Raw genomic sequence first — 25,404 nt, 5'->3', positions numbered from 1 at the left:
GAAATAGAGATAAATATTAAAGTAAAACGTAAGCGCCAGGTCCAATTAAAGCTACACCGATAGCGACAGCGATTAACATTAAATTATATTCGAATCCGTTTTGTGTTACCCAGTAACCATTTTTTCCGTGAACTGTGAAAATTGCTACTAACATTGTTCCTACGATAAATAATGAACCAACTACAGTGAAAATACCTGCTGCGAATAAGAAACCACCTAATAGTTCAGTTGCGCCAGCCATAAAGGCCATAAATACACCAGGACGTAAGCCGATTGACTCCATCCAGCCGCCAGTTCCCTTTAAGCCGTAACCGCCGAACCAACCAAATAATTTTTGAGCACCATGACCCATGAATGTAATTCCTATAATAAGACGAATAATAAGAAGACCGATATCCATCATTTTAAAAAACCTCCTAAAAGTTATTAACTTACCTTATGTAAGTTAATAATAAAATAGTTACTTACTTTAGTCAAGTGGGTTTCAACAAAAATTTGAAAGGAATTTTACAAATTAACAACAAAAAATAAAATGTAGTAAAGACCTCTAGACAAGTAAGCGAAAAAAAGAGAAAATATAAGTAGAAGTTAACTTCTCATTGTTATTCAGACAATCAGAATTGACTGGAATTTTGTGAAGCGCTACAATAAGAGTCTAGTAGTAATGACATGATTTATTTCGAAAGAGTTTTTACAGTATAACATTCGAAGTATGAAGTCTTACGTGTATTTCGATCTTGAATAGAGATTGCCCTATAAACTTTTAGGTAAATTATAAGGAGGACTATCCTATGTTTAAAAAATTATTCGGTTTTGGTTCAAAAACAAATGAAGAAACAATCGTAGCTCCATTAACTGGAGCAGTGAAAAATATTGAAGAAGTACCAGATCCAGTATTCGCTGGTCGTATGATGGGTGACGGTGTTGCGATCGATCCTACTGAAGGTGTAGTTGTATCTCCAGTTGATGGTGAAATCGTACAATTATTCCACACGAAACATGCTATTGGAATTAAAGCGAAAAACGGTACAGAAATTTTAATCCACGTTGGATTAGAAACTGTAAAAATGGAAGGTGAAGGTTTCGAAGCTCACGTTTCTGAAGGACAAGCTGTAAAAGCTGGAGATAAATTAATCTCATTTGACTTAGAATTAATTCGTGAAAAAGCGAAAAGCACAATTACTCCAATCGTTATTACAAACACAGATGCAGCTGAGTCTATTAAGACAACTGTAGGTGTAACAGCTACAAAAGGTTCAACAGAAGTAATGAAAGTTACAATGAAATAATTATTTGATAGAAGGAATCCGTTTCATATGAAATGGATTCCTTATTTTGTTTCGTAGTGTGTTCATTATGTATGGTAAAATACTTTGGGCACTTGGAAATAGGGTTTCATATATGTGGATAAGGCGCATTTTTCTTAGAAAAAATATAAGAGAAATGCGCCTTTCGTATATTCACATTCCTTTTGTTCTATTCTAATGTACGCTATGATAAAGTGAAACTTTAATGAGTGGAGGGTGTTCATCCCCCGCTGATTATTAGCCTTCACCAATCGAGATAAATGTAGGAAACAGAAAAAAAGGGGTGGGTTTAGATGAAACGGGTGTTATTTGTTTGCACTGGAAATACATGCCGTAGTCCGATGGCTGAGGCTTTGCTTCGTCATTATGGAGAAGGTAAATTTGAAGTGCAATCTGCTGGTGTTTTCGCCTATCCTGGAAGCGATGTGTCGATACATGCAAAGGAAGCTTTAGCTGAAAAAGGAATTGTAATCGATCATGCCGCGCAGCAGGTAAACGATACTTTGGTTGATTGGGCGGATATTGTAGTAACAATGACGGAAAACCATAAGCAAATTGTACTTGGGTATTATCCGAGCGTGGAAAAGAAATTGGATACATTATATGGATTAACTGAGGGTGTAAGTAAGGATATTTCAGATCCATTTGGCGGATCGCTTTCTATTTATAAAGAAACGTTAGAAGAGATGGAAAAACTTGTACAAACTTTACTGAAAAAACATTCAGAAGGTTGATGTTTCGTGTATAATACGATATTGGAGATCACTTTGTTCCATTAAGGTAGCGAGTGTGAAATGAAGATAATTGATTGAAACTTCGGAGGGGTAAAAATGAAAGTAGTAGTAGCATCTGATCACGGCGGTATGAATATCCGTAAAGAACTTGTAAGTTTATTAGAAGAGTTAAATATTGAATATATTGATTTAGGTTGTGAATGTGAAGCTGGTTCTGTTGATTACCCTGATTTTGCGTTTCCAGCAGCAGAAATGGTCGCGAATGGTGAAGTGGATCGTGGTATTTTAGTTTGCGGGACAGGCATTGGTATGTCAATCGCAGCAAACAAAGTAAATGGTATTCGTTGTGCATTAGTTCATGATACTTTCAGTGCGAAAGCGACGAGAGAGCATAATGACACTAACATGTTAGCGATGGGCGAGCGTGTAATTGGAGCTGGTCTAGCGCGTGATATCGCGAAAATTTGGCTAACAACTGACTATGAAGGTGGCCGTCACGAAAACCGAGTAGGAAAAATTAAAACGTACGAAACAAAGTAATAGATTCTAACTATAAGTAGTATGAAATATAATTTGGTGAACCAACCTGTGAAAGGAAGAGGCGTAATGACAGAAATCGTAAAGGTAAGAGAACAGCTACAAATGTCGCTTTCTGATTTCCAAGAACAAGCCACGCTGCAAAGTGGTCAAATTTTTGTAGTGGGGTGTAGCACGAGCGAGGTGCTAGGTGAAAGAATTGGAACATCAGGAACGATGGAAGTGGCAGAGGCGATTTTTTCTGAGTTAAAACAATTTCAAGAGAGAACAGGTATTGAATTGGCGTTTCAATGTTGTGAGCATTTAAATCGTGCTTTAGTAGTTGAGAGAGATGTAGCGATGAAATATCAATTTGAAATTGTAACAGTTACGCCTGTTAGATCAGCAGGTGGTGCATTAGCGACGTATGCGTATCACAATTTTAAAGATCCGGTAGTAATTGAGTTTATTAAAGCAGATGCAGGAATGGATATCGGCGATACATTTATCGGTATGCATTTAAAGCATGTAGCTGTACCGGTTCGTACAAGTGTGAAGGAAATAGGAAGTGCGCATGTAACGATGGCGAAAACACGTGGGAAACTAATAGGTGGAGCACGTGCCGTTTATGCGGCAAATGAAGAAGCTATTCCTTGCCGTTAAACATGAAAAATTATAAAGTCTTATAACAGCTGTATATCGAAAGGTAAAAGGTATGTAGTCTGACTTTATAATAGAAGAAAGAAAAGACCAATTTTGGTCTTTTTTTTTCTTTTATGATATAGAAAGTCATGTTAGAATGTAGTTGAAAACATGAAGGTTCGAAAGAATTACAACCTGAATTTTCGTTTTTTCTGAATAAATGAGAAAAAACTATTGGGAATTGATGTAATTCGTTCAGAAAAGGGGGATTTTGGTGAATCATTTAAAACGTCAAGATGAAAAGGTATTTGCTGCAATTGAGGCAGAACTAGGAAGACAGCGTTCAAAGATCGAGTTAATTGCTTCGGAAAACTTCGTAAGTGAAGCAGTAATGGAGGCGCAGGGTTCTGTTCTAACGAATAAGTATGCTGAAGGATATCCTGGAAAACGTTACTATGGTGGTTGTGAACACGTAGACGTAGTAGAAGATATCGCACGTGATCGCGCGAAAGAAATTTTTGGCGCAGAGCATGTAAATGTTCAACCACATTCGGGTGCACAAGCGAACATGGCAGTATACTTCACGATTTTAGAGCAAGGCGATACAGTACTTGGCATGAATTTATCTCATGGTGGTCACTTAACACACGGAAGCCCTGTTAACTTCAGTGGAGTACAATATAATTTCGTAGAATATGGCGTGGATGCTGAATCTCACCGTATTAATTACGATGATGTATTAGCAAAAGCGAAAGAACATAAACCAAAATTAATCGTTGCAGGTGCAAGTGCATATCCTCGTGTTATCGATTTCAAACGATTCCGTGAGATTGCAGATGAAGTGGGAGCTTACTTAATGGTTGATATGGCACATATCGCTGGTTTAGTAGCAGCTGGTTTACATCCAAATCCAGTACCACATGCACATTTCGTTACAACAACAACACATAAAACATTACGCGGCCCACGTGGCGGTATGATTTTATGTGAAGAGAAATTTGCAAAACAAATTGATAAATCAATCTTCCCTGGTATTCAAGGTGGCCCACTTATGCATGTAATTGCTGCAAAAGCTGTTGCATTTGGTGAGACACTACAAGATGAGTTTAAAACATATGCACAAAATATCATTAATAATGCGAATCGTTTAGCTGAAGGCCTTCAAAAGGAAGGACTTACACTTGTTTCTGGTGGAACAGACAATCATTTAATCTTAATTGATGTTCGTAACTTGGAAATTACAGGTAAAGTAGCAGAGCACGTATTAGATGAAGTTGGTATTACAGTGAATAAAAATACGATTCCATTTGAAACAGCAAGCCCATTTGTAACAAGCGGTGTACGTATCGGTACAGCGGCGGTAACATCACGTGATTTCGGTTTAGAAGAAATGGATGAGATTGCAGCAATTATTGCTCATACATTAAAAAATCATGAGAATGAAGCTGAACTAGAAGAAGCGCGCAAACGTGTAGAAGCGTTAACGAGCAAATTCCCAATGTATACAAATCTATAATAGATTAAAAAAGACTGCTGAAACGTAATTGTTTTAGTAGTCTTTTTTTGTGGACATATATTGTTTTTAAAGTATGTATACAAATGATGAATAAATTTTGGCGATATAATGAAGGATACAGCTCCCATAATTGGTAAAGATACTAGATAGATTCATCGTAAAATCATGATTTTACCAAATTTGCCCTTGAATATTAGTAGCGTTTTCTTTACAATCGTAAATAGTGTAAAGAAGCGTGTAAACGCATGAATATCATCTAAAGGAGAGATTCACATGGGAAAACTGTATGTATTTGATCACCCGTTAATTCAACATAAGATTACATATATTCGCGATAAGAATACAGGTACGAAAGATTTTCGTGAATTAGTGGACGAAGTAGCAAGCTTAATGGCTTTCGAGATTACTCGTGACCTTCCACTTGAAGACATTGAAATTGAAACACCTGTAAGCAAAGCGACAACAAAAGTGATCGCTGGTAAAAAACTTGGTTTAATTCCGATTTTACGTGCAGGTTTAGGAATGGTTGATGGAATTCTGAAATTAATTCCAGCAGCAAAAGTAGGACACGTTGGTTTATACCGTGACCCTGAAACATTGCAACCGGTAGAATACTATGTGAAACTTCCAACGGATGTAGAAGAGCGTGACTTTATCGTACTAGATCCGATGCTAGCAACAGGTGGTTCTGCGGCTGAAGCAATTAATTCTCTGAAAAAGCGCGGTGCAAAGCAAATTAAATTAATGTGTATCGTAGCTGCTCCAGAAGGAGTAAAAGTAGTGCAGGAAGAGCATCCTGATGTTGATATTTATGTAGCGGCATTAGATGAGAAGTTAAATGACCATGGTTATGTAGTTCCAGGTCTTGGTGATGCTGGTGACCGTTTATTCGGAACGAAGTAAGACAACAGACGAGAGGGGGATTCCCCGCTCGTTTTTTTTTTCGCCCTCAGCGCACGGGGGAGGGGGAGATAAATATACAGGGTATATACAACATAAGTTATATACACATCACATATAATATAGAAGTCTTACGTCTCGGGGACACTATATTATGGAAGGAAAGCGCTATATCTTAAAAATATAATAGTGACAAACTTGTGAACATTTTCTTCTATTATAAAGAGAAAACTGTTAGAAATTGCATATCTCTAACCAGTATTTAGAAGGGGAACGTTTTCATTTTTGGGAGGAAATGCCTAATACTCAAATTTTTTGATTTTTTACGATTTCTCGTTGACACTGTTAATACCCTATTGTATGCTAACAACGGGGATAGATGGTAGGGCTTTCAGTGACAAAAATGCATCTATTCCGTGACGAAAATGTAAACTTTTTATTTTGTATAGAATTTATGCAGAAAAATGAGTTATTATTAACACATCGTGAATGAGGGTTACATATTGGAGGGATGAATCCTTGCAAAAAAACGATCGCAGCCATATAAAAGCGTATGCTTTAATGTCAGGAATACTTGCTCAGTTAGTTGGTTCTATTCTTATTGGAATCTTTGGTGGGCAATGGATTGATAATAAGGTTGGAACGTTTCCGTTGTTTCTTATTATAGGGTTATTACTCGGGTTAGGAACAGGGGTATACGCAATGATTCGACTCATTCAACATTACTATTCGGGAGAGCAATGATGATAGACGTACATGGACTTGTCCAAAGACAAAAGAAATATATGTACTACTTGCTTGCGCTTCTAGTGCTAGGATGGGGAATTACCTCTTACAAGGATGTATTTCTTGGGCTGATTATCGGAACGATTTTCAGTTTTCTTAGTTTGCGCATCATTGCACGTAGAACAGACAAGCTATTAGATCGCGTAACAAATGGAGAAAACGTGAAGTTTAAGGCGACAGCGGTAAGTACATATTCAAGATTCGCCACGATTGGGTTATTAATTTTATTTGCAGCCAAATATCAAGAGTTAATTGCGATGTGGGGCTTAGGTGTAGGATTGCTGACAGGATACCTTGTCATGATCATAGATTTTCTTTATTTAGAGTATACGAGCAGGGAAGAGAGGTGAATTACTAGTGGAACACGGTAAATTAGTTGAATTTCTAGGTTTAACGTTCGATTTGTCATCAGTTATGATGGTTACTGTAGCAGCAGTTATTGTTTTCTTAATCGCTGTTATCGGAACTCGCAGCTTAGCGCTTCGCCCAACCGGGATGCAAAATTTCATGGAATGGGTGTTTGACTTCGTGAAAGGGATTATCAATAGTACGATGGATTGGAAAACAGGTGGACGTTTCTTAACGCTTGGCGTTACGCTTATCATGTTTATCATCGTATCGAACTTCCTTGGTTTACCATTCATGTATTCAACAGTTGAGGCTGGCGAACATATTGCATGGTGGAGATCACCAACGTCTGATCCAGCAGTTGCATTAACATTAGCCGTGATGGTAGTTACCCTCACCCATTATTATGGAATTAAGATGAAGGGTACGAAAGAATATGTTAAAGGTTATTTCCAACCTATGAAATTCTTATTCCCATTAAAGGTTATTGAGGAGTTTGCTAACACATTAACGTTAGGTCTTCGTTTATTTGGTAACATTTACGCAGGTGAAATCTTATTAGGATTACTTGCTAAGTTAGGCGGGGCATCATTCTTAGGAGCATTAGGTGCACTTGTACCGATGTTAGCATGGATGGGATTCAGCGTATTCGTTGGTTCAATCCAGTCATTTATTTTCGTAATGTTAACGATGGTTTATATGGCTCATAAAGTAAGCCATGACCATTAATATAATTTAAGTAAGAAAAAATTTATTTTTTTATAATACAAAGGAGGACAAATTAAATGAGTTTAGGTGTAATCGCAGCTGCAATTGCAATTGGTTTATCAGCATTAGGTGCAGGTATTGGTAACGGTCTTATCGTATCACGTACAATCGAAGGTGTTGCTCGTCAACCAGAATTAAAAGGCGCACTTCAAACAATTATGTTCATCGGGGTTGCATTAGTTGAGGCACTTCCAATTATCGGTGTAGTTATTGCTTTCATCGTAATGAACAAATAAGGGAGACTCCCCTTACATAGATGGCGAAGAGTGTTTTTCCGAACTTTCTTCGCCATTGCTTTATGAACGAAACGTATGTCTTTGTTTTTCATATGATCAATTTAGATATTTTGAAGGGAGTGAATCCTTGTGCCAACTTTATTATTAGGGGCTTCCATTCCATTTGGAACGATTGCTTATACATTGTTCATTTTCTTACTTCTATTAGTAATGCTACGCAAATTCGCGTGGGGTCCTTTAATGGGAATTATGAAAGAACGTGAAGAGCATGTTACTAATGAAATCGACGCTGCAGAAAGAAGTAATGCTGAAGCGAAGAAATTAGTAGAAGAACAACGTGAAATGTTAAAACAATCGCGTGTTGAAGCACAAGAGTTAATCGAAAGAGCGAAGAAACAAGCTGTAGATCAAAAGGATGTTATTGTTGCTGCTGCGAAAGAAGAAGCAGAATCAATTAAAACATCTGCTGTACAAGAAATTCAACGCGAAAAAGAGCAAGCGATTGCTGCTTTACAAGAACAAGTTGCTTCTTTATCTGTTCATATTGCTTCTAAAGTAATTGAAAAAGAATTAAAAGAAGAAGATCAAGTGAAGTTAATTCGCGATTATATTAAAGAAGTAGGAGAAGCGCGATGAGCAATGGGATTGTAGCAAAACGTTATGCTGTCGCTCTTTTTAAAATTGCAAAAGAAAAACACGTATTAGAAATGTTTGAAGAGGAATTACGCCTTGTACAAAACGTTTTTACAAAGAACGGAGAACTACATAGCTTTTTAACGCAACCGAACATTTCAAAAGAGCAGAAGAAAACGTTTCTTGCAAACGTATTCGCATCTGTTTCTGAATCTATTTTAAATACGTTATATATTTTAATTGATAACAAGCGTATTGATATCCTACCTGAAATTGCAAATGAATATGTTGTTCTTGCTAATGAAGAACGTAACGTAGCGGATGCAACTGTATATTCTATTCGTCTTCTATCGGAAGAAGAAAAACTTAACATTGCAGAAGCATTTGCAAAAAAAACAGGAAAAGATGCAATTCGCGTGAAAAATGTTGTGGATGAAGATTTACTAGGCGGCATTAAAGTACGTATTGGAAATCGCATTTACGACGGAAGCTTACAAGGAAAATTAGCACGTATTCAGCGTGAATTAATGAAGAATAGATAGGGGTGAAGCACATGAGCATCAGAGCTGAAGAAATTAGCGCACTGATAAAGCAACAAATCGAGAACTATCAGTCTGAAATCGAAGTTAGTGATGTTGGTACAGTTATCCAAGTCGGTGACGGTATTGCGCGTGCTCATGGTCTTGATAACGTTATGGCTGGTGAACTTGTAGAGTTCTCTAACGGCGTTATGGGACTAGCACAAAACTTAGAGGAAAACAACGTAGGTATCATTATTTTAGGACCTTACACAGAAATCCGTGAAGGTGACGAAGTTCGTCGTACTGGTCGCATCATGCAAGTACCAGTAGGAAAAGAACTAATCGGTCGTGTTGTAAACCCATTAGGTCAACCAGTTGATGGTTTAGGCCCAATCAATACAACAAACACTCGTCCAATCGAAAGTCCAGCACCAGGTGTAATGGATCGTAAATCTGTTCATGAACCACTTCAAACAGGTATTAAAGCGATCGATGCTCTTGTACCAATTGGCCGTGGTCAACGTGAGTTAATCATCGGTGACCGCCAAACAGGTAAAACAGCAGTTGCACTTGATACAATCATTAACCAAAAAGATGAAGATATGATTTGTATCTATGTAGCTATCGGACAAAAAGAATCAACAGTACGTAACGTAGTAGAAACACTACGTAAGCACGGTGCATTAGATTACACAATCGTTGTAACTGCATCAGCTTCTCAACCAGCTCCATTATTATACCTAGCTGCTTATGCTGGTGTAACAATGGGTGAAGAGTTCATGTACAATGGTAAACACGTATTAGTAGTATATGATGACTTATCAAAACAAGCAGCGGCTTACCGTGAGCTTTCATTACTATTACGTCGTCCTCCAGGTCGTGAAGCATATCCAGGGGATGTATTCTACTTACATTCTCGCTTATTAGAGCGTGCAGCAAAATTAAGTGATGCAAGAGGCGGCGGTTCTTTAACTGCACTACCTTTCATCGAAACACAAGCAGGGGACGTATCAGCTTACATCCCAACAAACGTAATTTCGATTACGGATGGACAAATCTTCTTACAATCTGACCTATTCTTCTCTGGCGTACGTCCAGCGATCGATGCGGGTACTTCTGTATCTCGTGTTGGTGGATCTGCTCAGATTAAAGCAATGAGTAAAGTATCAGGTACACTTCGTCTTGACCTTGCATCTTACCGTGAGTTAGAAGCGTTCGCTCAGTTCGGTTCTGACCTTGATAAAGCAACACAAGCGAAATTAAACCGTGGTGCTCGTACAGTTGAGGTATTAAAACAAGGATTACACAAACCGTTACGTGTAGAGAAACAAGTTATCATTCTTTACGCTTTAACACGTGGATTCCTAGATGATATCCCAGTAGTAGATATCACTCGTTTCGAAGAAGAATTCCATGCTTGGTTAGATTCAAATGCAACTGACTTATTAGAAGAAATCCGCACAACTAAGAAACTTGCGGATGACGACAAGTTTGCAGCAGCAATTAACGGATTTAAAAAAGTATTCGTAGCTTCTGAATAATAAATAAAAGCGGAAGCGGCTCGTTCTGAATGTGAGGGGGATGGAGCTTCTGACGAAGAGGCGGTCTTTGCCTCGTAGGAAGAAGTGAAACCACCGAGCATTCAAGCCGCTGGAGCTAGATAAATAAAAAGTGAAGCCGACTGTGGCTTAGCTAGATCATATAAAGGCATCTCAGCTTTTGAGATTGCTGACGGTTATGTAAAGGAAAAGAGTAGGTGCACCTATTCTTTTCCTTCAATCATGAGCAAGAATATCTTGCAACGTAGATTAGAAAGAGGATTCTTACTAATCGTGCCAACTTCCGGAAAAAAGGTGGTGAAAACCTGTGGCATCTTTACGCGATATAAAAGCGAAGATTACCTCGACAAAGAAAACGAGTCAAATTACGAAAGCGATGGAGATGGTATCTGCATCTAAGTTAAACCGTGCAGAGCAAAATGCTAAATCTTTCGTTCCGTATATGGAAAAGATTCAAGAAGTAGTAGCGAGCATTGCGCAAGGAAGTAAAGGAATTAATCATCCAATGCTAAATGCGCGTCCTGTAAAGCGTACAGGATACATCGTTATTACATCTGATCGCGGACTAGCAGGTGGTTATAACAGTAACGTATTACGTACAGTAAGTAACGTAGTTCGTGAACGTCATAATATGGATTCAAACCAATATTCAATTATTGTGCTTGGACGACTAGGACGTGATTATTTAAAACGTCGCGGCTTTAACATCATTGATGAAGTAGTTGGATTATCTGACCACCCATCATTTACTGATATTAAAGATCTTGCTTCTCGAGCAATTGCGATGTTCGCAGACGGTGCTTATGATGAGCTGTACATTTACTACAATCATTATGTAAGTAAAATTTCACAAGAAGTAACGGAAAATAAAATTTTACCGCTTACGGATGTGGCGTCTAATAAACCGACGACAGCTTATGAATTCGAACCTTCTGAAGAAGAAATTTTAAAAGTATTATTGCCACAATACGCAGAAAGCTTAGTGTACGGTGCATTACTAGACGGTAAAGCAAGTGAGCACGCGGCGCGTATGACAGCAATGAAGAGTGCTACAGACAACGCAATGGAAGTTATCGATTCACTTACACTTTCATTCAACCGTGCGCGTCAAGCAGCGATTACGCAAGAAATTACGGAAATCGTTGGTGGAGCAGCAGCGTTAGAATAGTAATAAAAAATTAAAAGCCGACTTCTCTTAGAAAGCTGGCTAATTAAAAGAAAGCTAGGAGGGAACCCGATGAATAAAGGGCGCGTTACGCAAATCATGGGTCCGGTTGTAGACGTTAAGTTTGATGGCGGAAAGCTACCAGCAATCTACAACGCCCTTACGGTAAAACAAAGCAACGAAAACGGAGCAAGCATCAACTTAACATTTGAAGTTGCACTTCATTTAGGTGATGACACAGTTCGTACAGTTGCGATGTCTTCCACAGATGGACTTGTTCGTGGCACAGAAGTAGAAGATACTGGTAAAGCAATCTCTGTACCAGTTGGTGATGTAACACTTGGTCGCGTATTCAACGTATTAGGTGATGCAATTGACTTAGATGGTGATGTTCCTGCGGATGTACGTCGTGATCCAATTCACCGTCAAGCACCTGCATTCGAAGAACTATCTACAAGAATAGAAATTCTTGAAACTGGTATTAAAGTAGTAGATTTACTTGCTCCTTACATTAAGGGTGGTAAGATCGGTCTATTCGGTGGTGCCGGTGTAGGTAAAACGGTATTAATTCAGGAATTAATTAACAACATCGCACAAGAGCACGGTGGTATCTCTGTATTCGCTGGTGTAGGTGAGCGTACTCGTGAGGGTAATGACTTATACCACGAAATGAGCGATTCTGGCGTAATTAAGAAAACTGCGATGGTATTTGGACAAATGAACGAGCCACCTGGAGCACGTCAACGTGTTGCATTAACAGGTTTAACAATGGCTGAACATTTCCGTGATGAGCAAGGACAAGACGTACTATTGTTCATCGATAACATCTTCCGTTTCACGCAAGCAGGTTCTGAAGTATCTGCCCTTCTTGGTCGTATGCCATCTGCGGTAGGTTACCAACCAACACTTGCAACAGAAATGGGTCAATTACAAGAGCGTATTACATCTACAAATAAAGGGTCTATCACGTCTATCCAAGCGGTATACGTACCAGCCGATGACTATACTGACCCAGCACCAGCTACAACGTTCGCTCACTTAGATGCAACAACAAACTTAGAGCGTCGTTTAACACAAATGGGTATTTACCCAGCCGTAGATCCATTAGCATCTACGTCTCGTGCACTTTCTCCAGAAATCGTAGGAGAAGAGCATTATGAAGTAGCTCGTCAAGTACAGCAAACTTTACAGCGTTATAAAGAGCTTCAAGATATCATCGCTATCTTAGGTATGGATGAGTTATCTGAAGAAGATAAGTTAGTTGTGCATCGTGCTCGTCGTATTCAATTCTTCTTATCTCAAAACTTCCACGTAGCTGAGCAGTTCACAGGTCAAAAAGGTTCTTACGTACCTGTGAAAAATACAGTTAGTGGCTTCAAAGAAATTCTAGAAGGAAAATATGATGACCTTCCAGAAGATGCATTCCGTCTTGTTGGTAGCATTGAAGAAGTTATTGAAAACGCGAAGAAAATGATGGCGTAAGGCCTTAGGAGGGACGAATTATGAAGACATTTCCAGTCAGTATTGTAACTCCTGATGGACCGGTTTACGAAAAAGAAGTAGAAATGGTAAGCGTAAAAGCAGAGAGTGGGGAAATGGGGATCTTACCAGGTCACATTCCAACTGTTGCACCGTTAAAAATTAGTGCAGTTCGTCTGAAAAATGGTGGGCACACTGATTATGTAGCAGTAAGCGGTGGCTTTATCGAAGTTCGTCCAGATAAAGTAACTGTATTATCATCATCTGCTGAAGAAGCAAACCATATCGATATCCATCGTGCAAATGAATCGAAACGTCGCGCTGAGCAACGTATGCAAGATAAACAAGCACATGTTGACTTTAGACGTGCAGAAATGGCCTTGCAGCGTGCTGTGAACCGTTTAAACGTTTCTGATATGAAGTAAAAAAATCCGTAAGGGCTCTGACCCTTACGGATTTTTTGTTATGGATATAAATTAAAAGAGGAAAAAAAACGCCTCTTTTTTAGGTAGGAGAGAGCATCCAGCCATGCATAGAAGCGGTCAGAGCCTTTTTCTGTCCCATGCCAAGTGAAAATCGAGAAATAAAAAGAACTGCAGGTTATCTCTTTGTTATATAGCTATAAATTTAGATGGGGAAAAAAACGCCTCTTTTTAGATAGTAGAGAGCATCTAGCCATGCATAGCTGTGTTTTATTTAAATGTCGAAACTGAAACTCAATTTAATAGATGGAATAGACTAACAAAATTGGTATAATTATATTGTTGTTTGTATAAGTAGAGAATATATAACAATTTATATTTCATAAAGGAGATGAACAAATGATCGGTGAAATGAAACGAGAAGCATTGTACTCTTTAAAGGGAAAATGGGGACTAGGTGTTGGATCAACGATTTTACATATTATTTTAAGTTATGTTGTTTCAATGGCTGCAATGCTTATACTTTTAATTCCAGGAATTATTATATTTTTCTTAGTTGTTGGTTTAGCGGGTTCAATTGAAGAGGAAGCAATATCAGTCGGGGCAGGTATTACATTTGGAATTTTTTATTGCATAATGATCATTTTGAGTAATGCATCTTATGGTATTACATCATACGGTTATACGAATGTGTTGCTACAAATTAGTAAACGAGAAGATGCTAGAGTAGATTATTTATTTGAAGGATTTCGTGGCTTTAAAAGAATGATGAAAACAATGTGGGCTATGCTTGCGATTTTGTTATATACAGGTACGTGGATTCCGATGTTGTTACTAGGTGTATTCGCGTTTTTTGGTGAGGAAGGGAATGTATCATTAACGATTGCTTTCTTTGTACTATTAGCTATTTCGATTGTTGTAATGATTGTGATGTATTTTTCTTATGCGATGACGTATTATGTTATGATTGAAAATCCAGATTATAGCGTTTCACAGGCGATGAAGGAAAGTAAAAACCTTATGAAGGGACATAAATTAGACTTATTTCTTCTATGGCTTAGCTTCATAGGATGGGCTATTTTAGCGATTTTTACTCTTGGAATAGGGTTTCTTTGGCTTAGTCCATATGTAGGTACTACGACAGCACATTTTTATCGCTATATTGCAAAAGATGAATTGCAGTAGGGACGTGCTATACTAATAGAAGGAAACATTTCGACTATTATCATCGTACACAAAGATAGATTTGTTCATTTTGAATAAGATTGGTTTGAACAGTTTCTTAATAAAATGGGAGTGGAAATCCTTGTTGTTCATAATGAAAAATTATCTTCACAAGAAGAACTTGTTCAAGATTTGCTATCTATCATTCATGTATGTAGTTGTAGGATATATGGATTGAGAAAATACAAAAAGCAAATGTCGGAGGATAAAGAGGTATGAGAAGAGCCTATTTGATAGAGATGAAACCGACAAATGAACAAATAACCAAGATCAATCAAATGATTGGAGTGTGTAGGTATGTTTACAATCTGTATCTCTCTAAAAACAAAGAGATGTATGAATCTGAGGGAAAGTTTCTAAGTGGATATGACTTTTCTAAATGGTTAAACAATGTCTATACAAAAGAATGTGATCAATGGATTAAAGAGGTATCTAGTAAAGCGGTAAAACAGGCAATTATGAATGGAGATAAGGCTTTTAAGAGATTTTTTAAGGGCTTATCTGGATTTCCTCGTTACAAGAAAAAGAAGAATCAAGATGTGAAGTGCTATTTTCCTAAAAACAACAAAACAGATTGGACAATAGAAAGACATAGAGTAAAGATTCCAACGATTGGTTGGATGAGAGTAAAAGAATATGGTTATATCCCCAAAAAAGGGATTGTAAAAAGTGGAACTATATTTACCCGAGCAGGGAGATATTTTGTATCTGTGCTTTGTGAATTGGAAGAAAGAGCAACAAAGCCAACACTTAATCAAACAGGTCTAGGTATTGATTTAGGGGTGAAGGATTTCGCTATACATAGCGATCGTATCGTTCATGAAAACATCAACAAAACAATAAAAGTAAAAAAGATAGAAAAACGGTTAAAACGTGTACAACGCTCTTTATCGCGTAAATTTGAAAATACAAAAAAGCGAGGTGAACAATCTGTTACTAACAAAAGAGCGAATATAGATAAAAACATTCTTAGGTTGCAAAAACTACATGCTCGATTAGCAAATATTCGACTAGAGTATGTAAAGTCTATTGTAAATGATGTGGTGAAAACCAAGCCGACGTTTATTACAGTAGAAGATTTGAATGTAAAAGGCATGATGAAGAATAAACATCTATCTAAAGCAGTTGCTGGGCAATGTTTTTATACATTTAAAATATGGCTATTGACTAAATGTGAGGAATATGGAATTGAACTACGTCAGGTAGACAGGTTCTATTCATCGTCAAAGTTATGTTCATGTTGCGGTCAAAAGAAAGTGGATTTAAAGCTATCTGACCGCGTATATACATGTGAATGTGGAAATGTAATGGATAGAGATTTGAACGCATCAATCAACCTTTTACAAGCGAAAGAATATACAATACTAACGTAAATAGATTGTATGTATGTACAGTGGGCTACATCGGAATTTACGCCTGTGGAGTGTTATAGCAAACTGTAGTAGCGAGTGATTGGCGAGACAGGACACGTAGAAGCAGGAATACTCTAAGAATATACATTTATCTATATTTTTAGTAGCAGGTTAAGTATGATTAGTGATTTAAAAGGAGAAGCGCTAGATTCACTGGAAGGGAAATGGGGATTAGGTGTAGGGGCTACATTACTTATTTGGATTCTTACGTCAGCTTTTAGTGTTAGTATTAAATTTATTTTTTCGCAAGTATGGAACTGGGGAGAATGGAATAGTTCGCTTTCGATAGAGATTATTACAATTTTTATAGTGGGTCCATTAACGCTAGGTGGCTATTGTTTAGCGCTACATATAATTCGGGAAAAAGAAGTTCGTATTGGGCATCTATTCAGCTGGTTTACAGAAGGTACAAAGTTTCTAAAGTCATTTTTAGTATATATACTAGTAAATGTTTATATTTTTTTATGGTTCTTGCTTTTTATTATTCCAGGCATTATTAAATCATTTTCTTATGCGATGACGTATTATGTTTTAAATGATCATCCTGAGTACTCATTGAACCAAGCTATTACAGAAAGCCGTCATATGATGGCTGGACATAAAATGGAGTATTTCATTTTATGTTTAAGTTTTATTGGTTGGTTTATATTAAGCGTGATTACATTAGGAATTGGATTCTTATGGTTAACTCCATATTTTTATACAACAAAAGCAGCTTTTTACGAAGAGATTGCAGAAGAATATTACGAAAAAAGAATTCCGACACTTTAAAAAACACCCAGTGTGAACTATTGGTTCATACTGGGTGTTTTTTGTAGGAATTTTATAAACTGTTTACTTGTTAGAGGTTTACTGAAATAGTAACCTTGCATGTATTTACAGTTGTTTTTTTGCAGAAACTTAAGCTGTTTTTCTGTTTCAATTCCTTCAGCAACGACAGAGAGATTTAAAGTGTTTGCAAGGGAAAAGATAGTGGAAACGATGGCTCTTTCTTCAGGCCGATGATCGGCTAGTTGTGTAAATTCTTTTGGTACTTTTAATGTATCGATAGGGAAAATTGATAAATAAGCAAGAGAAGAGTAGCCGGTACCGAAGTCATCAATGGACGTTTGAATACCATATTCTTTTAATTGCTTTAGTCTCGATAATGTTTCTTTTTCATCAATCATCGCAATTCGTTCTGTTAGTTCAAGTGTTACATCTTTCGGGTCAATCTTAACGTCCTTTAGTATTCGTGAAATATTTTCGATTAATTGATTTTGTTGAAATTCTTTCGCTGATAAATTGACACTCATTTTTAAGTTTGTGTATCCAAAACTTTGCCATATTTTTAGTTGAAGACAAGATTCTCGTAGCACCCAATGTCCAAGTGGGATGACCTGCGGAGTCTCTTCCACAATTGGAATGAACTCACATGGTGAAATGTCACCTAGGAGCGGGTGTTTCCAACGTATTAATGCTTCAGCACCGATGATTTTATTCGTTGAAATGTCAACTTGTGGTTGATAGACGAGAAAGAATTCTTTATTTACTAAAGCAAGTGGTAAATCTTTTTCAATTCGAGCTTTTCGCTCCATTTTTTTATATAACTCTTTCGTATAAAGTGAGCTACCATTCTTTCCTTTATTTTTGGTTTCGTACATGGCCATATCAGCATGTTGTAAAATAGATAACGGATCTTCGCCTGCTTCTGGGTATATTGCAATCCCGATACTTGGCGAGATTTGTAAATGTTGATTTTCAATTTCGAATGGCTCATTCATAGATAGTACAATCATATCAGCTATTTTTTGTACATCTCTATCTTCTTTATAACCTTCTATAAGAATTGTGAATTCATCCCCAGCTAACCGAGCAAGTTTCATATTTGACGTCGATATTCGTTCTAGTCTTTTTGCTACAGCAATTAAAAGAAGATCTCCTACCCGGTGACCGAGAGTATCGTTAATAACTTTAAAACGGTCTAAATCGAGAAACATAACAGCAAAAGGTCTTTTTGATATTTTTGCTCGTGCAATTGCCTTTTCTAACTGTTGATGAAATGAACGGCGATTTGCAAGTTCCGTTAAAGTATCATGATATGCTAGGAAATTAATTTGCTCTTGTTGCTGCTTGCTTTCTGTAATATCTTTAATCATTAAATAGGCCCCAGAAATATGTTCCTTTAAAAAGATGGGAACGGCTGTAACATGCAAGTAGTAAATATCTCTATTTTTATGATATGCCCGTATTTCTAAAGAAATAGATTTCCCTTTTCTCACGTGATGAAAGGCAGTAATGATTTCTTCTAAATCTTCTTCATACATAAGTGAATAGTATGGTTGGTTTAATAATTCATTCGTTTGATAACCGAGTAAAGTAGTTCCAGCGTTGTTCACATTGAGAAAATTACCGTACAAATCTAATGTGAAAATTGGATCTGGATGATGCTCGTATAAAGATTTAAACATTTGTTGGTTATGATATAACTCATTTTTTTGTTCTACTAAATCTTCTGTACGTAGTTCGATTTGTTTCTCGAGTTCTAAGCTGAATTGCATTTGTGCTAGCAATAATATTTTATTTTGTCTTCGAACTAACATATGGCGTATGAGAACGAAGGCGAAGGTTACCATAAGCCCAATTATTACGATAGGTGCAAAAACATTTTCGACCAATATAAAAACAATAAGCATCACTACAGAAATATACGGTAATGATAATCGGATTGATTCACCCAATCGAGGTGTTAGTAATACTTGTTCTTGTTTTTCAGGCTCTTTTGTGTGAAGTATACAAGCGATTGCTACTAATACTAAGGTTACTTGATATAATGGAGCAACTGTGAACATAGAGTGCTCGGGCTGGAAATATTTTATATAAGCATAAATAGCATCCGTAGTAGCATACAAAATTAAAGCACTGCCAAGAAGAGCGCCAACTTGTTTTGGTAGTAAGAATAATGGTCTGAATAAAAGGTTGATTCCTATTAAAAGAAAGAGTAAATCAGCCATTGGATACGTGAGTTGAACAAACATGTCGATATATGATGTTGTAAAAATATGAATGGTTCTTTCAATAAGCAAATAGTAGCTTAAAGTAAATTGAGCCGTAACAATAATACAAATATCACATATCGTAAAAAGCTGTTCCAATAAGTTTCGGCCATAAATAATTTCATATAGAAAGGCAAATGCAAAGCTAACTAAAAATAATAAGTAAAAAAAGTCTGATGGATCAACGAATGTATAGTAGTCATGCAAAATTAAGCGTTGATAAGCAACTATTATATCACCGATGAAATAAGAGAAGGTTCCAATAGTTAATATTATCCAAAATAAACGTGCTAATCCTTGTTTTACATTTGAAAAGTAAAATATATAACTGCAAATTGTAATATCAATTAATATGGTACTTATTCCAGTCAAAATTTGAAATGGAAGTGCGTATTCATATAAAAAGGGCATTGATACGTAATGAATAGTTATATACAACAATGAAATGCTTATAAGAATACTTACATGTGTTTGTTTTTTCATTTATATCACCCACTGTATATACATAAGAACCACCTTTTTGTAGTTTATGTTTTTTATGATTGCTTGAAAACATATAGAATTTCTATATTTATTTTACACATTTATAATGAGTTGTAAAAATAGATTTGCTCAGCAAGTATTAATTGTTGTTTCTGTTCCCAATATATCGACATAGGAATTTGAAGTTTGCTATAATGAATTAAATAGTTGCATTATTTAGAAAAATTTAAAAATAATAAATAATGCAAGTAAGACATATTGTTTACTATGTGAACTTGTTCTTAATTCAGGGGGGAGGGTTTCACAATGGCAAGTGTATATGAAAATAGTTATATGATCGTTTTGATTTTCTTGCTATTAGGTATATTGCTGCCGGTAGTGGCTCTTACATTAGGGAAAATGCTGCGTCCAAACAAACCGAGTGCAGCGAAAGCGACGACGTATGAGAGTGGAATTGAGCCTTTTCATGATGCAAATATTCGGTTTCATGCTCGTTATTACATTTTCGCTTTATTGTTCGTCATCTTTGATGTAGAAACTTTATTTTTATACCCATGGGCTGTTGCATATGACAAGCTTGGTTTATTTGCACTGATTGAAATGCTCATTTTTGTTGTGATGTTGCTAGTTGGATTAGCGTATGCTTGGAAAAAGAAGGTGTTACAATGGTTATAAATTTTGAGGAATTACACCCACAGGAGCGAGCGGAATTAGAAAGAAATATCTTTTTTTCTACATTGGAACAGTTGAAGGGATGGGCGCGGAGCAACTCTTTATGGCCGATGACATTTGGACTGGCATGCTGTGCGATTGAAATGATGGGAGTAGGCTCATCACATTACGATTTAGATCGATTTGGGTCATTTTTTCGGACTTCACCAAGACAATCGGACGTCATGATTGTGTCAGGAACGGTAACGAAGAAAATGGCACCTATTGTTCGGCGCCTATATGATCAAATGCCTGAACCGAAGTGGGTAATTGCGATGGGATCTTGTGCAACGGCCGGTGGTCCGTATGTGAATTCGTATGCTGTTGTGAAAGGTGTAGATCAAATTGTACCAGTTGATGTGTATATTCCTGGATGCCCTCCAAATCCTGCTGCTTTAATTTATGGAATTAATAAATTAAAAGAAAAAATTCGTTACGAGGCGAGGACCGGGAAGCAGGTGACGAATAAATGAGTGATCCAAATAAAGACTTAGAAAGTATGAAAAGAGAAGCAGCCCGTCATGCGAAAGAGGAAGCGCGAAAACGTCTTGCTGCGAAACATGGGGCGGAAATGTCTAAACTTGAAGGAGAACATCGAGAAAAAGAGAAAGCGCTACCAAAAGATAAAGGGATTAATGTAGAAGAAGCGAAGGCAAAGGCCGCAGCAGCTGCAAAAGCAAAAGCGGCGGCATTAGCGAAGCAAAAGCGAGAAGGATCAGAAGAAGTAACGGACGAGGAAAAAGTTAAAGCAAAGGCGAAAGCCGCAGCAGCTGCAAAAGCAAAAGCAGCGGTATTAGCGAAGCAAAAGCGAGAAGGATCAGAAGAAGTAACGGACGAAGAAAAAGCCAAAGCGAAGGCAAAGGCCGCAGCAGCCGCAAAAGCAAAAGCAACGGCATTAGCGAAGCAGAAGCGAGAAGGATCAGAAGAAGTAACGGACGAAGAAAAAGCCAAAGCGAAGGCCGTAGCAGCTGCAAAAGCCAAAGCAGCAGCGTTAGCGAAGCAGAAAGCCTCACAAGGTGAGGGGGATTCTGGAGATGAGAAAGCAAAGGCAATTGCAGCCGCGAAAGCGAAAGCCGCTGCTGCGGCAAGGGCAAAGGGATCTGTAAATAAGATAGAAGACGAACTGCAGCAGGAAGAACCATCAGTTAACCAACCATATTTAAATCGCTATGTGGAGGTTGTTAAGGAGAGGTTAGGAGAATATGCATTAGTAGATTCCTATATTAATAAGCTTTCAAAAGATGTTCCAACGCTTGTGGCGGAGCCTTCGAAATATTATGAAGTGATGGAATTGCTAAGATTCCATGAAGGACTTGCTTTTGATTATATGTCAGAGCTACATGCGACAGATTTTGTGACACATATGGAAGTATACGTTCATTTATTTTCATATGGAAAGAAACAGTCAGTAGCAGTGAAGGTAAAGCTCGATAGGGAAGCGCCGCAAGTAAAATCGGTGACGCCGCTTTGGAAAGGGGCAGATTGGCCGGAGCGTGAAACGTATGATTTGCTCGGTATTGTATTTGAAGGTCATCCTAATTTATCTCGCATTTTAATGCCGGATGATTGGGTGGGGTATCCGCTTAGGAAGGATTATGAACCGTATGATGTGGAGGTGTAGCTTGTGATCCGTACGGAAGAGATGCTCTTAAATGTAGGGCCGCAGCATCCGAGTACACATGGTGTGTTTCGGCTTGTAATTAAGATTGACGGGGAAATTATTAAAGAGGCTACACCGGTTATCGGATATTTGCATCGCGGAACAGAAAAGATTGCTGAGAGCTTGCAATATACACAAATTATCCCGTATACAGATCGAATGGACTATTTATCAGCAATGACGAATAATTACGTCCTTTGCCACGCTGTAGAGACGATGATGGATCTTGAGATTCCAGAGCGTGCTGAATATTTACGGGTGCTTGCGATGGAGCTTGGGAGGGTTGCGAGCCATCTCGTCTGGTGGGGAACGAACCTGCTTGATATAGGAGCGGTTAGTCCATTTTTATATGCCTTCCGTGAACGAGAGATGATTATAAATTTATTAAGTGAATTGTGCGGTGCAAGGCTTACTTTCAACTATATGAGAGTCGGCGGTGTGAAGTGGGATGCGCCAGACGGCTGGATTGAAAAGGTGAAAGAGTTTGTTCCGTATATGAGAGAGCAGTTGGAAGGGTATCACGACCTTGTTAGCGGAAATGAAATTTTCTTAAATCGTGTGAAAGGCGTTGGCGTATATAGCGCGGAAGAGGCGATCTCGTATTCTTTAAGCGGCGCAAATTTACGGTGCACGGGAGTCCACTGGGATCTTCGCAAAGATGAGCCGTATTCTATTTATGATCGTTTTGACTTTGATATTCCTGTTGGGAGCACGGGAGATGCTTGGGACCGCTACGTTTGCCGGATGAAGGAAATTGAGGAGTCATTAAAAATTATTGAGCAAGCAGCCGAGCAGTTCCCGAAAGACGGCGCTGTGCTGGCGAAAGTGCCGAAAATTATTAAAGCACCGAAGGGAGAAGCGTTCGTCCGTATAGAGTCACCGCGGGGAGAGATTGGCTGTTATATTGCTAGTGATGGAAAGAAAGAGCCGTACCGCTTGAAATTTCGCAGACCGTCTTTTTATAATTTGCAAATCTTACCGAAGTTATTGAAAGGTGAAAACATCGCCAATTTAATTACGATTTTAGGTGGGGTTGATATTGTACTTGGGGAGGTTGACGGCTAATGATTGAGACGCTCTTACAATCACCTTCAAGCTGGACGAATTTCTTCATTTTTTTCGGGTTAGCGGTGCTTCTATTATTTGCAGTCCTTGGCTTCGTTACATACGGTATTTTGGCAGAACGGAAAGTGATGGGATTTATGCAAGGACGGATTGGACCAAACCAAGTTGGGGGCCGGTTCGGTTTACTCCAAACGGTAGCTGATGTTTTGAAATTATTATTAAAAGAAGATAGTATTCCGAAAGCTGCAGATAAACCGTTGTTTATATTAGCTCCTGTTATTGCATTCGCACCAGCATTTATGGTGCTTGCGGTTATCCCGTTTACTGATAAATTTCAGTTTGCGGATATTGGCGTAGGATTGCTGTATTACATTGCTGTCTCTGGGATTACGACGATCGGCGTCGTAACTGGGGGATGGGCATCAAATAATAAATATTCCCTTTTAGGAGGGATGCGTGCGGCAGCGCAAATGATTTCTTATGAGATTCCACTTGTGATGAGTGTAATTGGCGTCGTTTTGTTAGCTGGTAGTCTTAACTTGAATGAAATTGTAGCGGCGCAGGAAAAGGTATGGTACATTTTCGCACAGCCAATCGGTTTCGTCATTTTCTTAATCGCGGCAGTTGCAGAGTTAAATAGGACACCGTTTGATTTACCCGAAGCGGAGTCAGAACTTGTTTCAGGATACCATACGGAATACTCAGGTTTTCGCTGGGCGTTTTTCATGCTTTCAGAGTATGTGTATTTCTTCGGGATGTCATCTTTAATTACAGTACTCTTTTTAGGAGGCTGGAATCCAGTTATGTTCCTTGGGTTTATTCCAGGAGCCGTATGGTTTGCTTTGAAATTCAGCAGTGTGGTCTTTCTATTGATTTGGTTCCGCGTTACGTTCCCGCGCATAAGAGGTGACCAGTTAATGGAGTTTGGCTGGAAAGTATTATTACCAATCGCACTTGCAAATATTTTCTTAACGGCATTGATTAAGGAGCTATTCTTCTAATCTATAAAGGGGGTGCCAGTAAGAGATGAAAGGACTATTTAAAGGGTTAAAATATACGCTTAGTAATTTGAGTAAGAAAAAGGTGACGTATGATTATCCAAATCAACCGTTGCCATTACCAGACCGATTTCGAGGTATTCAAAAGTTTTATCCAGAGAAATGTATTGTTTGTAATCAGTGTTCCAATATTTGTCCGACAGATTGCATTCAATTAACAGGAAAAAAACATCCTGATCCTACGAAAAAAGGGAAAATTATCGACACGTATGATATTAATTTTGAAATTTGTATTCTTTGCGATTTATGTACAGAAGTTTGCCCGACAGAGGCGATCGTAATGACAAATAACTTTGAACTTGCAGAGTATTCACGTGATGATTTATTTAAAAATTTGCAGTGGCTTGACGAGAACGACGAGAACATCAGGAAGGAGAATAAAGCATGAACGGCGAGTTTGTAGCTTTCTTTATATTATCCTTGTCTGCGATTATCGGCGGCGTTCTTATGCTGAATTTAACGAAAGTAATGCATATGATGCTGGCCCTTGTGCTTACGTTTCTTAGCATTGCGGGTTTGTACTTTCTCTTATCAGCCGAATTTATCGGAGTGGCACAAATTTTACTTTACTCTGGTGCAATCACTATTATTATGATTTTTGGCATTATGTTAACGAAACATAACGCGGAAAATGAATCGCGCCTTACTCTTCGAAAATGGATTATCTTCTTTGCGGTTGTAGCATTTGGAGCAGTTATGTATTTCGCTGTTAATAGTATCGATTTTTCAAATCAAAGCACACAAGGAAGTTTACCTCTCCATGAAAATAACACACTTCAAATCGGTACACTTCTCTATTCAAAATATATTATTCCATTCGAATTAACCTCAGTTATTTTACTTGTAGCACTTGTAGGAGCGATTATCCTTGCGAAGAAGGATGAGGGAGAGGAGGATTCCCATGAGTAGCGTTCCGGCTTCTGCGTATTTAACACTTGCGATTATTTTGTTTTGCATCGGCTTATTTGGAGCTTTAACAAAGCGAAATACAGTAATTGTACTAGTTTGTATCGAATTGATGTTAAACGCCGCCAATTTAAATCTAGTAGCGTTTAGTAAATTAGGCTTGTTTCCGAATTTAACAGGACAAATTTTTTCGCTGTTTACGATGTCTGTAGCGGCATCGGAGGCAGCGGTAGGTCTTGCAATTTTGATTGCTTTGTACCGTAATCGCCCGACAGTTCATGTAGATGAGATGGATACGCTCAAAGGATAGCATTGTGA

At 37.9% G+C, this 25,404-nt stretch carries 30 protein-coding genes and 1 pseudogene; 29 read left to right on the top strand and 2 right to left on the bottom strand.

The window, feature by feature from the left end:
* Nucleotides 1-16: 16 nt before the first annotated feature.
* Complete coding sequence (locus CQ058_RS15440; protein ID WP_002068579.1) at nt 17-403, bottom strand: DoxX family protein; 387 nt, start codon at nt 401-403, stop codon at nt 17-19.
* A gap of 388 nt (nt 404-791) precedes the next feature.
* Between CQ058_RS15440 and CQ058_RS15435 the strand changes: the two genes are divergently transcribed.
* The 21 genes and pseudogenes from CQ058_RS15435 to CQ058_RS15325 all read left to right on the top strand — a co-directional run bounded on the left by CQ058_RS15435 (nt 792) and on the right by CQ058_RS15325 (nt 16,939).
* Nucleotides 792-1,289 (top strand): PTS sugar transporter subunit IIA, encoded by a 498-nt coding sequence (locus CQ058_RS15435; RefSeq protein ID WP_002016294.1) that lies wholly within the window; start codon nt 792-794, stop codon nt 1,287-1,289.
* A 311-nt stretch (nt 1,290-1,600) separates the two neighbouring features.
* Complete coding sequence (locus tag CQ058_RS15425; protein ID WP_002130066.1) at nt 1,601-2,041, top strand: low molecular weight protein arginine phosphatase; 441 nt, start codon at nt 1,601-1,603, stop codon at nt 2,039-2,041.
* A gap of 96 nt (nt 2,042-2,137) precedes the next feature.
* Nucleotides 2,138-2,581: a ribose 5-phosphate isomerase B gene (rpiB, locus tag CQ058_RS15420; RefSeq protein WP_000869917.1), complete on the top strand. Its 444-nt coding sequence runs from the start codon at nt 2,138-2,140 to the stop codon at nt 2,579-2,581.
* Between the two features lie 66 nt (nt 2,582-2,647).
* The gene (locus CQ058_RS15415) at nt 2,648-3,220 is read left to right on the top strand and encodes a TIGR01440 family protein (protein WP_002130064.1); all 573 of its coding nucleotides are present in this window, start codon (nt 2,648-2,650) and stop codon (nt 3,218-3,220) included.
* A gap of 253 nt (nt 3,221-3,473) precedes the next feature.
* The gene (gene glyA / locus CQ058_RS15410; protein WP_002191293.1) at nt 3,474-4,715 is read left to right on the top strand and encodes a serine hydroxymethyltransferase; all 1,242 of its coding nucleotides are present in this window, start codon (nt 3,474-3,476) and stop codon (nt 4,713-4,715) included.
* Nucleotides 4,716-4,988: 273 nt separating this feature from the next.
* Nucleotides 4,989-5,618, top strand: a complete 630-nt coding sequence (gene upp, locus CQ058_RS15405; protein ID WP_002034907.1) for a uracil phosphoribosyltransferase — start codon at nt 4,989-4,991, stop codon at nt 5,616-5,618.
* A gap of 376 nt (nt 5,619-5,994) precedes the next feature.
* On the top strand, nt 5,995-6,108 hold the full coding sequence (locus CQ058_RS15400) for a DUF4024 domain-containing protein (protein ID WP_000232963.1): 114 nt from the start codon (nt 5,995-5,997) through the stop codon (nt 6,106-6,108).
* 26 nt (nt 6,109-6,134) lie between these two features.
* The gene (locus CQ058_RS15395; RefSeq protein ID WP_002089742.1) at nt 6,135-6,359 is read left to right on the top strand and encodes an AtpZ/AtpI family protein; all 225 of its coding nucleotides are present in this window, start codon (nt 6,135-6,137) and stop codon (nt 6,357-6,359) included.
* On the top strand, nt 6,359-6,751 hold the full coding sequence (locus CQ058_RS15390; RefSeq protein ID WP_002016288.1) for an ATP synthase subunit I: 393 nt from the start codon (nt 6,359-6,361) through the stop codon (nt 6,749-6,751). The genes CQ058_RS15395 and CQ058_RS15390 overlap by 1 nt, the downstream gene beginning before the upstream one ends.
* A 7-nt stretch (nt 6,752-6,758) precedes the next feature.
* Nucleotides 6,759-7,478 carry a F0F1 ATP synthase subunit A gene (atpB, locus tag CQ058_RS15385; RefSeq protein WP_000399874.1) on the top strand — a complete coding sequence of 240 codons (720 nt, stop codon included), beginning with the start codon at nt 6,759-6,761 and terminating at the stop codon, nt 7,476-7,478.
* Nucleotides 7,479-7,534: 56 nt separating this feature from the next.
* The gene (gene atpE / locus CQ058_RS15380; protein ID WP_000052064.1) at nt 7,535-7,753 is read left to right on the top strand and encodes a F0F1 ATP synthase subunit C; all 219 of its coding nucleotides are present in this window, start codon (nt 7,535-7,537) and stop codon (nt 7,751-7,753) included.
* Between the two features lie 129 nt (nt 7,754-7,882).
* Entirely contained in the window at nt 7,883-8,389 is a 507-nt protein-coding gene (atpF, locus tag CQ058_RS15375; RefSeq protein WP_002016287.1) for a F0F1 ATP synthase subunit B, read from the top strand.
* Entirely contained in the window at nt 8,386-8,928 is a 543-nt protein-coding gene (gene atpH / locus CQ058_RS15370; RefSeq protein WP_002130060.1) for a F0F1 ATP synthase subunit delta, read from the top strand. Before atpF ends, atpH begins: the two co-directional genes overlap by 4 nt.
* Before the next feature lie 11 nt (nt 8,929-8,939).
* On the top strand, nt 8,940-10,448 hold the full coding sequence (atpA, locus tag CQ058_RS15365; protein ID WP_000027511.1) for a F0F1 ATP synthase subunit alpha: 1,509 nt from the start codon (nt 8,940-8,942) through the stop codon (nt 10,446-10,448).
* A gap of 325 nt (nt 10,449-10,773) precedes the next feature.
* On the top strand, nt 10,774-11,634 hold the full coding sequence (gene atpG / locus CQ058_RS15355; RefSeq protein ID WP_002034912.1) for a F0F1 ATP synthase subunit gamma: 861 nt from the start codon (nt 10,774-10,776) through the stop codon (nt 11,632-11,634).
* Nucleotides 11,635-11,703: 69 nt separating this feature from the next.
* Nucleotides 11,704-13,113: a F0F1 ATP synthase subunit beta gene (gene atpD / locus CQ058_RS15350; RefSeq protein ID WP_002034913.1), complete on the top strand. Its 1,410-nt coding sequence runs from the start codon at nt 11,704-11,706 to the stop codon at nt 13,111-13,113.
* 20 nt (nt 13,114-13,133) lie between these two features.
* On the top strand, nt 13,134-13,535 hold the full coding sequence (atpC, locus tag CQ058_RS15345; protein ID WP_002016279.1) for a F0F1 ATP synthase subunit epsilon: 402 nt from the start codon (nt 13,134-13,136) through the stop codon (nt 13,533-13,535).
* 396 nt (nt 13,536-13,931) lie between these two features.
* Entirely contained in the window at nt 13,932-14,717 is a 786-nt protein-coding gene (locus tag CQ058_RS15340) for a DUF975 family protein (protein WP_002191291.1), read from the top strand.
* A gap of 21 nt (nt 14,718-14,738) precedes the next feature.
* Nucleotides 14,739-14,975: pseudogene (locus CQ058_RS32305) on the top strand (IS607 family transposase); the annotation flags it as partial.
* Nucleotides 14,972-16,129 (top strand): RNA-guided endonuclease InsQ/TnpB family protein, encoded by a 1,158-nt coding sequence (locus tag CQ058_RS15335; RefSeq protein ID WP_002191290.1) that lies wholly within the window; start codon nt 14,972-14,974, stop codon nt 16,127-16,129. The pseudogene CQ058_RS32305 and the gene CQ058_RS15335, both read left to right, overlap by 4 nt.
* 156 nt (nt 16,130-16,285) lie before the next feature.
* Nucleotides 16,286-16,939: a DUF975 family protein gene (locus tag CQ058_RS15325; RefSeq protein ID WP_002191289.1), complete on the top strand. Its 654-nt coding sequence runs from the start codon at nt 16,286-16,288 to the stop codon at nt 16,937-16,939.
* A 17-nt stretch (nt 16,940-16,956) separates the two neighbouring features.
* Here the strand turns inward: CQ058_RS15325 and CQ058_RS15320 are convergent, their stop codons facing one another.
* Nucleotides 16,957-19,686 (bottom strand): putative bifunctional diguanylate cyclase/phosphodiesterase, encoded by a 2,730-nt coding sequence (locus CQ058_RS15320; protein WP_105589845.1) that lies wholly within the window; start codon nt 19,684-19,686, stop codon nt 16,957-16,959.
* 306 nt (nt 19,687-19,992) lie between these two features.
* On the opposite strand from CQ058_RS15320, the gene nuoA reads away from it, so the two are divergent.
* Genes nuoA through nuoK form a run of 8 tightly spaced genes read left to right on the top strand, consistent with a single transcriptional unit; the run spans nt 19,993 to nt 25,396 of the window.
* Nucleotides 19,993-20,361 carry an NADH-quinone oxidoreductase subunit NuoA gene (gene nuoA, locus CQ058_RS15315; protein WP_000179270.1) on the top strand — a complete coding sequence of 123 codons (369 nt, stop codon included), beginning with the start codon at nt 19,993-19,995 and terminating at the stop codon, nt 20,359-20,361.
* Nucleotides 20,352-20,870, top strand: coding sequence for an NADH-quinone oxidoreductase subunit NuoB (gene nuoB / locus CQ058_RS15310; protein ID WP_002089729.1), 519 nt, complete (start codon nt 20,352-20,354; stop codon nt 20,868-20,870). The genes nuoA and nuoB overlap by 10 nt, the downstream gene beginning before the upstream one ends.
* A complete protein-coding gene (locus CQ058_RS15305) occupies nt 20,867-22,018 on the top strand; it encodes an NADH-quinone oxidoreductase subunit C (protein ID WP_105589844.1) in 1,152 nt (383 codons plus the stop codon). The genes nuoB and CQ058_RS15305 overlap by 4 nt, the downstream gene beginning before the upstream one ends.
* Before the next feature lie 3 nt (nt 22,019-22,021).
* Nucleotides 22,022-23,122: an NADH-quinone oxidoreductase subunit NuoD gene (gene nuoD, locus CQ058_RS15300; RefSeq protein ID WP_002191286.1), complete on the top strand. Its 1,101-nt coding sequence runs from the start codon at nt 22,022-22,024 to the stop codon at nt 23,120-23,122.
* A complete protein-coding gene (gene nuoH / locus CQ058_RS15295; RefSeq protein WP_002068471.1) occupies nt 23,122-24,123 on the top strand; it encodes an NADH-quinone oxidoreductase subunit NuoH in 1,002 nt (333 codons plus the stop codon). The genes nuoD and nuoH overlap by 1 nt, the downstream gene beginning before the upstream one ends.
* 25 nt (nt 24,124-24,148) lie before the next feature.
* Nucleotides 24,149-24,568 carry an NADH-quinone oxidoreductase subunit NuoI gene (nuoI, locus tag CQ058_RS15290; protein ID WP_002016193.1) on the top strand — a complete coding sequence of 140 codons (420 nt, stop codon included), beginning with the start codon at nt 24,149-24,151 and terminating at the stop codon, nt 24,566-24,568.
* Nucleotides 24,565-25,089 (top strand): NADH-quinone oxidoreductase subunit J, encoded by a 525-nt coding sequence (locus CQ058_RS15285; RefSeq protein WP_001012819.1) that lies wholly within the window; start codon nt 24,565-24,567, stop codon nt 25,087-25,089. The genes nuoI and CQ058_RS15285 overlap by 4 nt, the downstream gene beginning before the upstream one ends.
* Complete coding sequence (gene nuoK / locus CQ058_RS15280) at nt 25,082-25,396, top strand: NADH-quinone oxidoreductase subunit NuoK (protein ID WP_105589843.1); 315 nt, start codon at nt 25,082-25,084, stop codon at nt 25,394-25,396. The genes CQ058_RS15285 and nuoK overlap by 8 nt, the downstream gene beginning before the upstream one ends.
* Nucleotides 25,397-25,404: the final 8 nt, after the last annotated feature.

It is taken from the genome of Bacillus sp. MYb56, assembly GCF_002976445.1.
Lineage (GTDB): Bacteria > Bacillota > Bacilli > Bacillales > Bacillaceae_G > Bacillus_A > Bacillus_A mycoides.
Note: the sequence above shows the minus strand (reverse complement) of the source record. Positions and strands in the feature narration are given on the sequence as shown.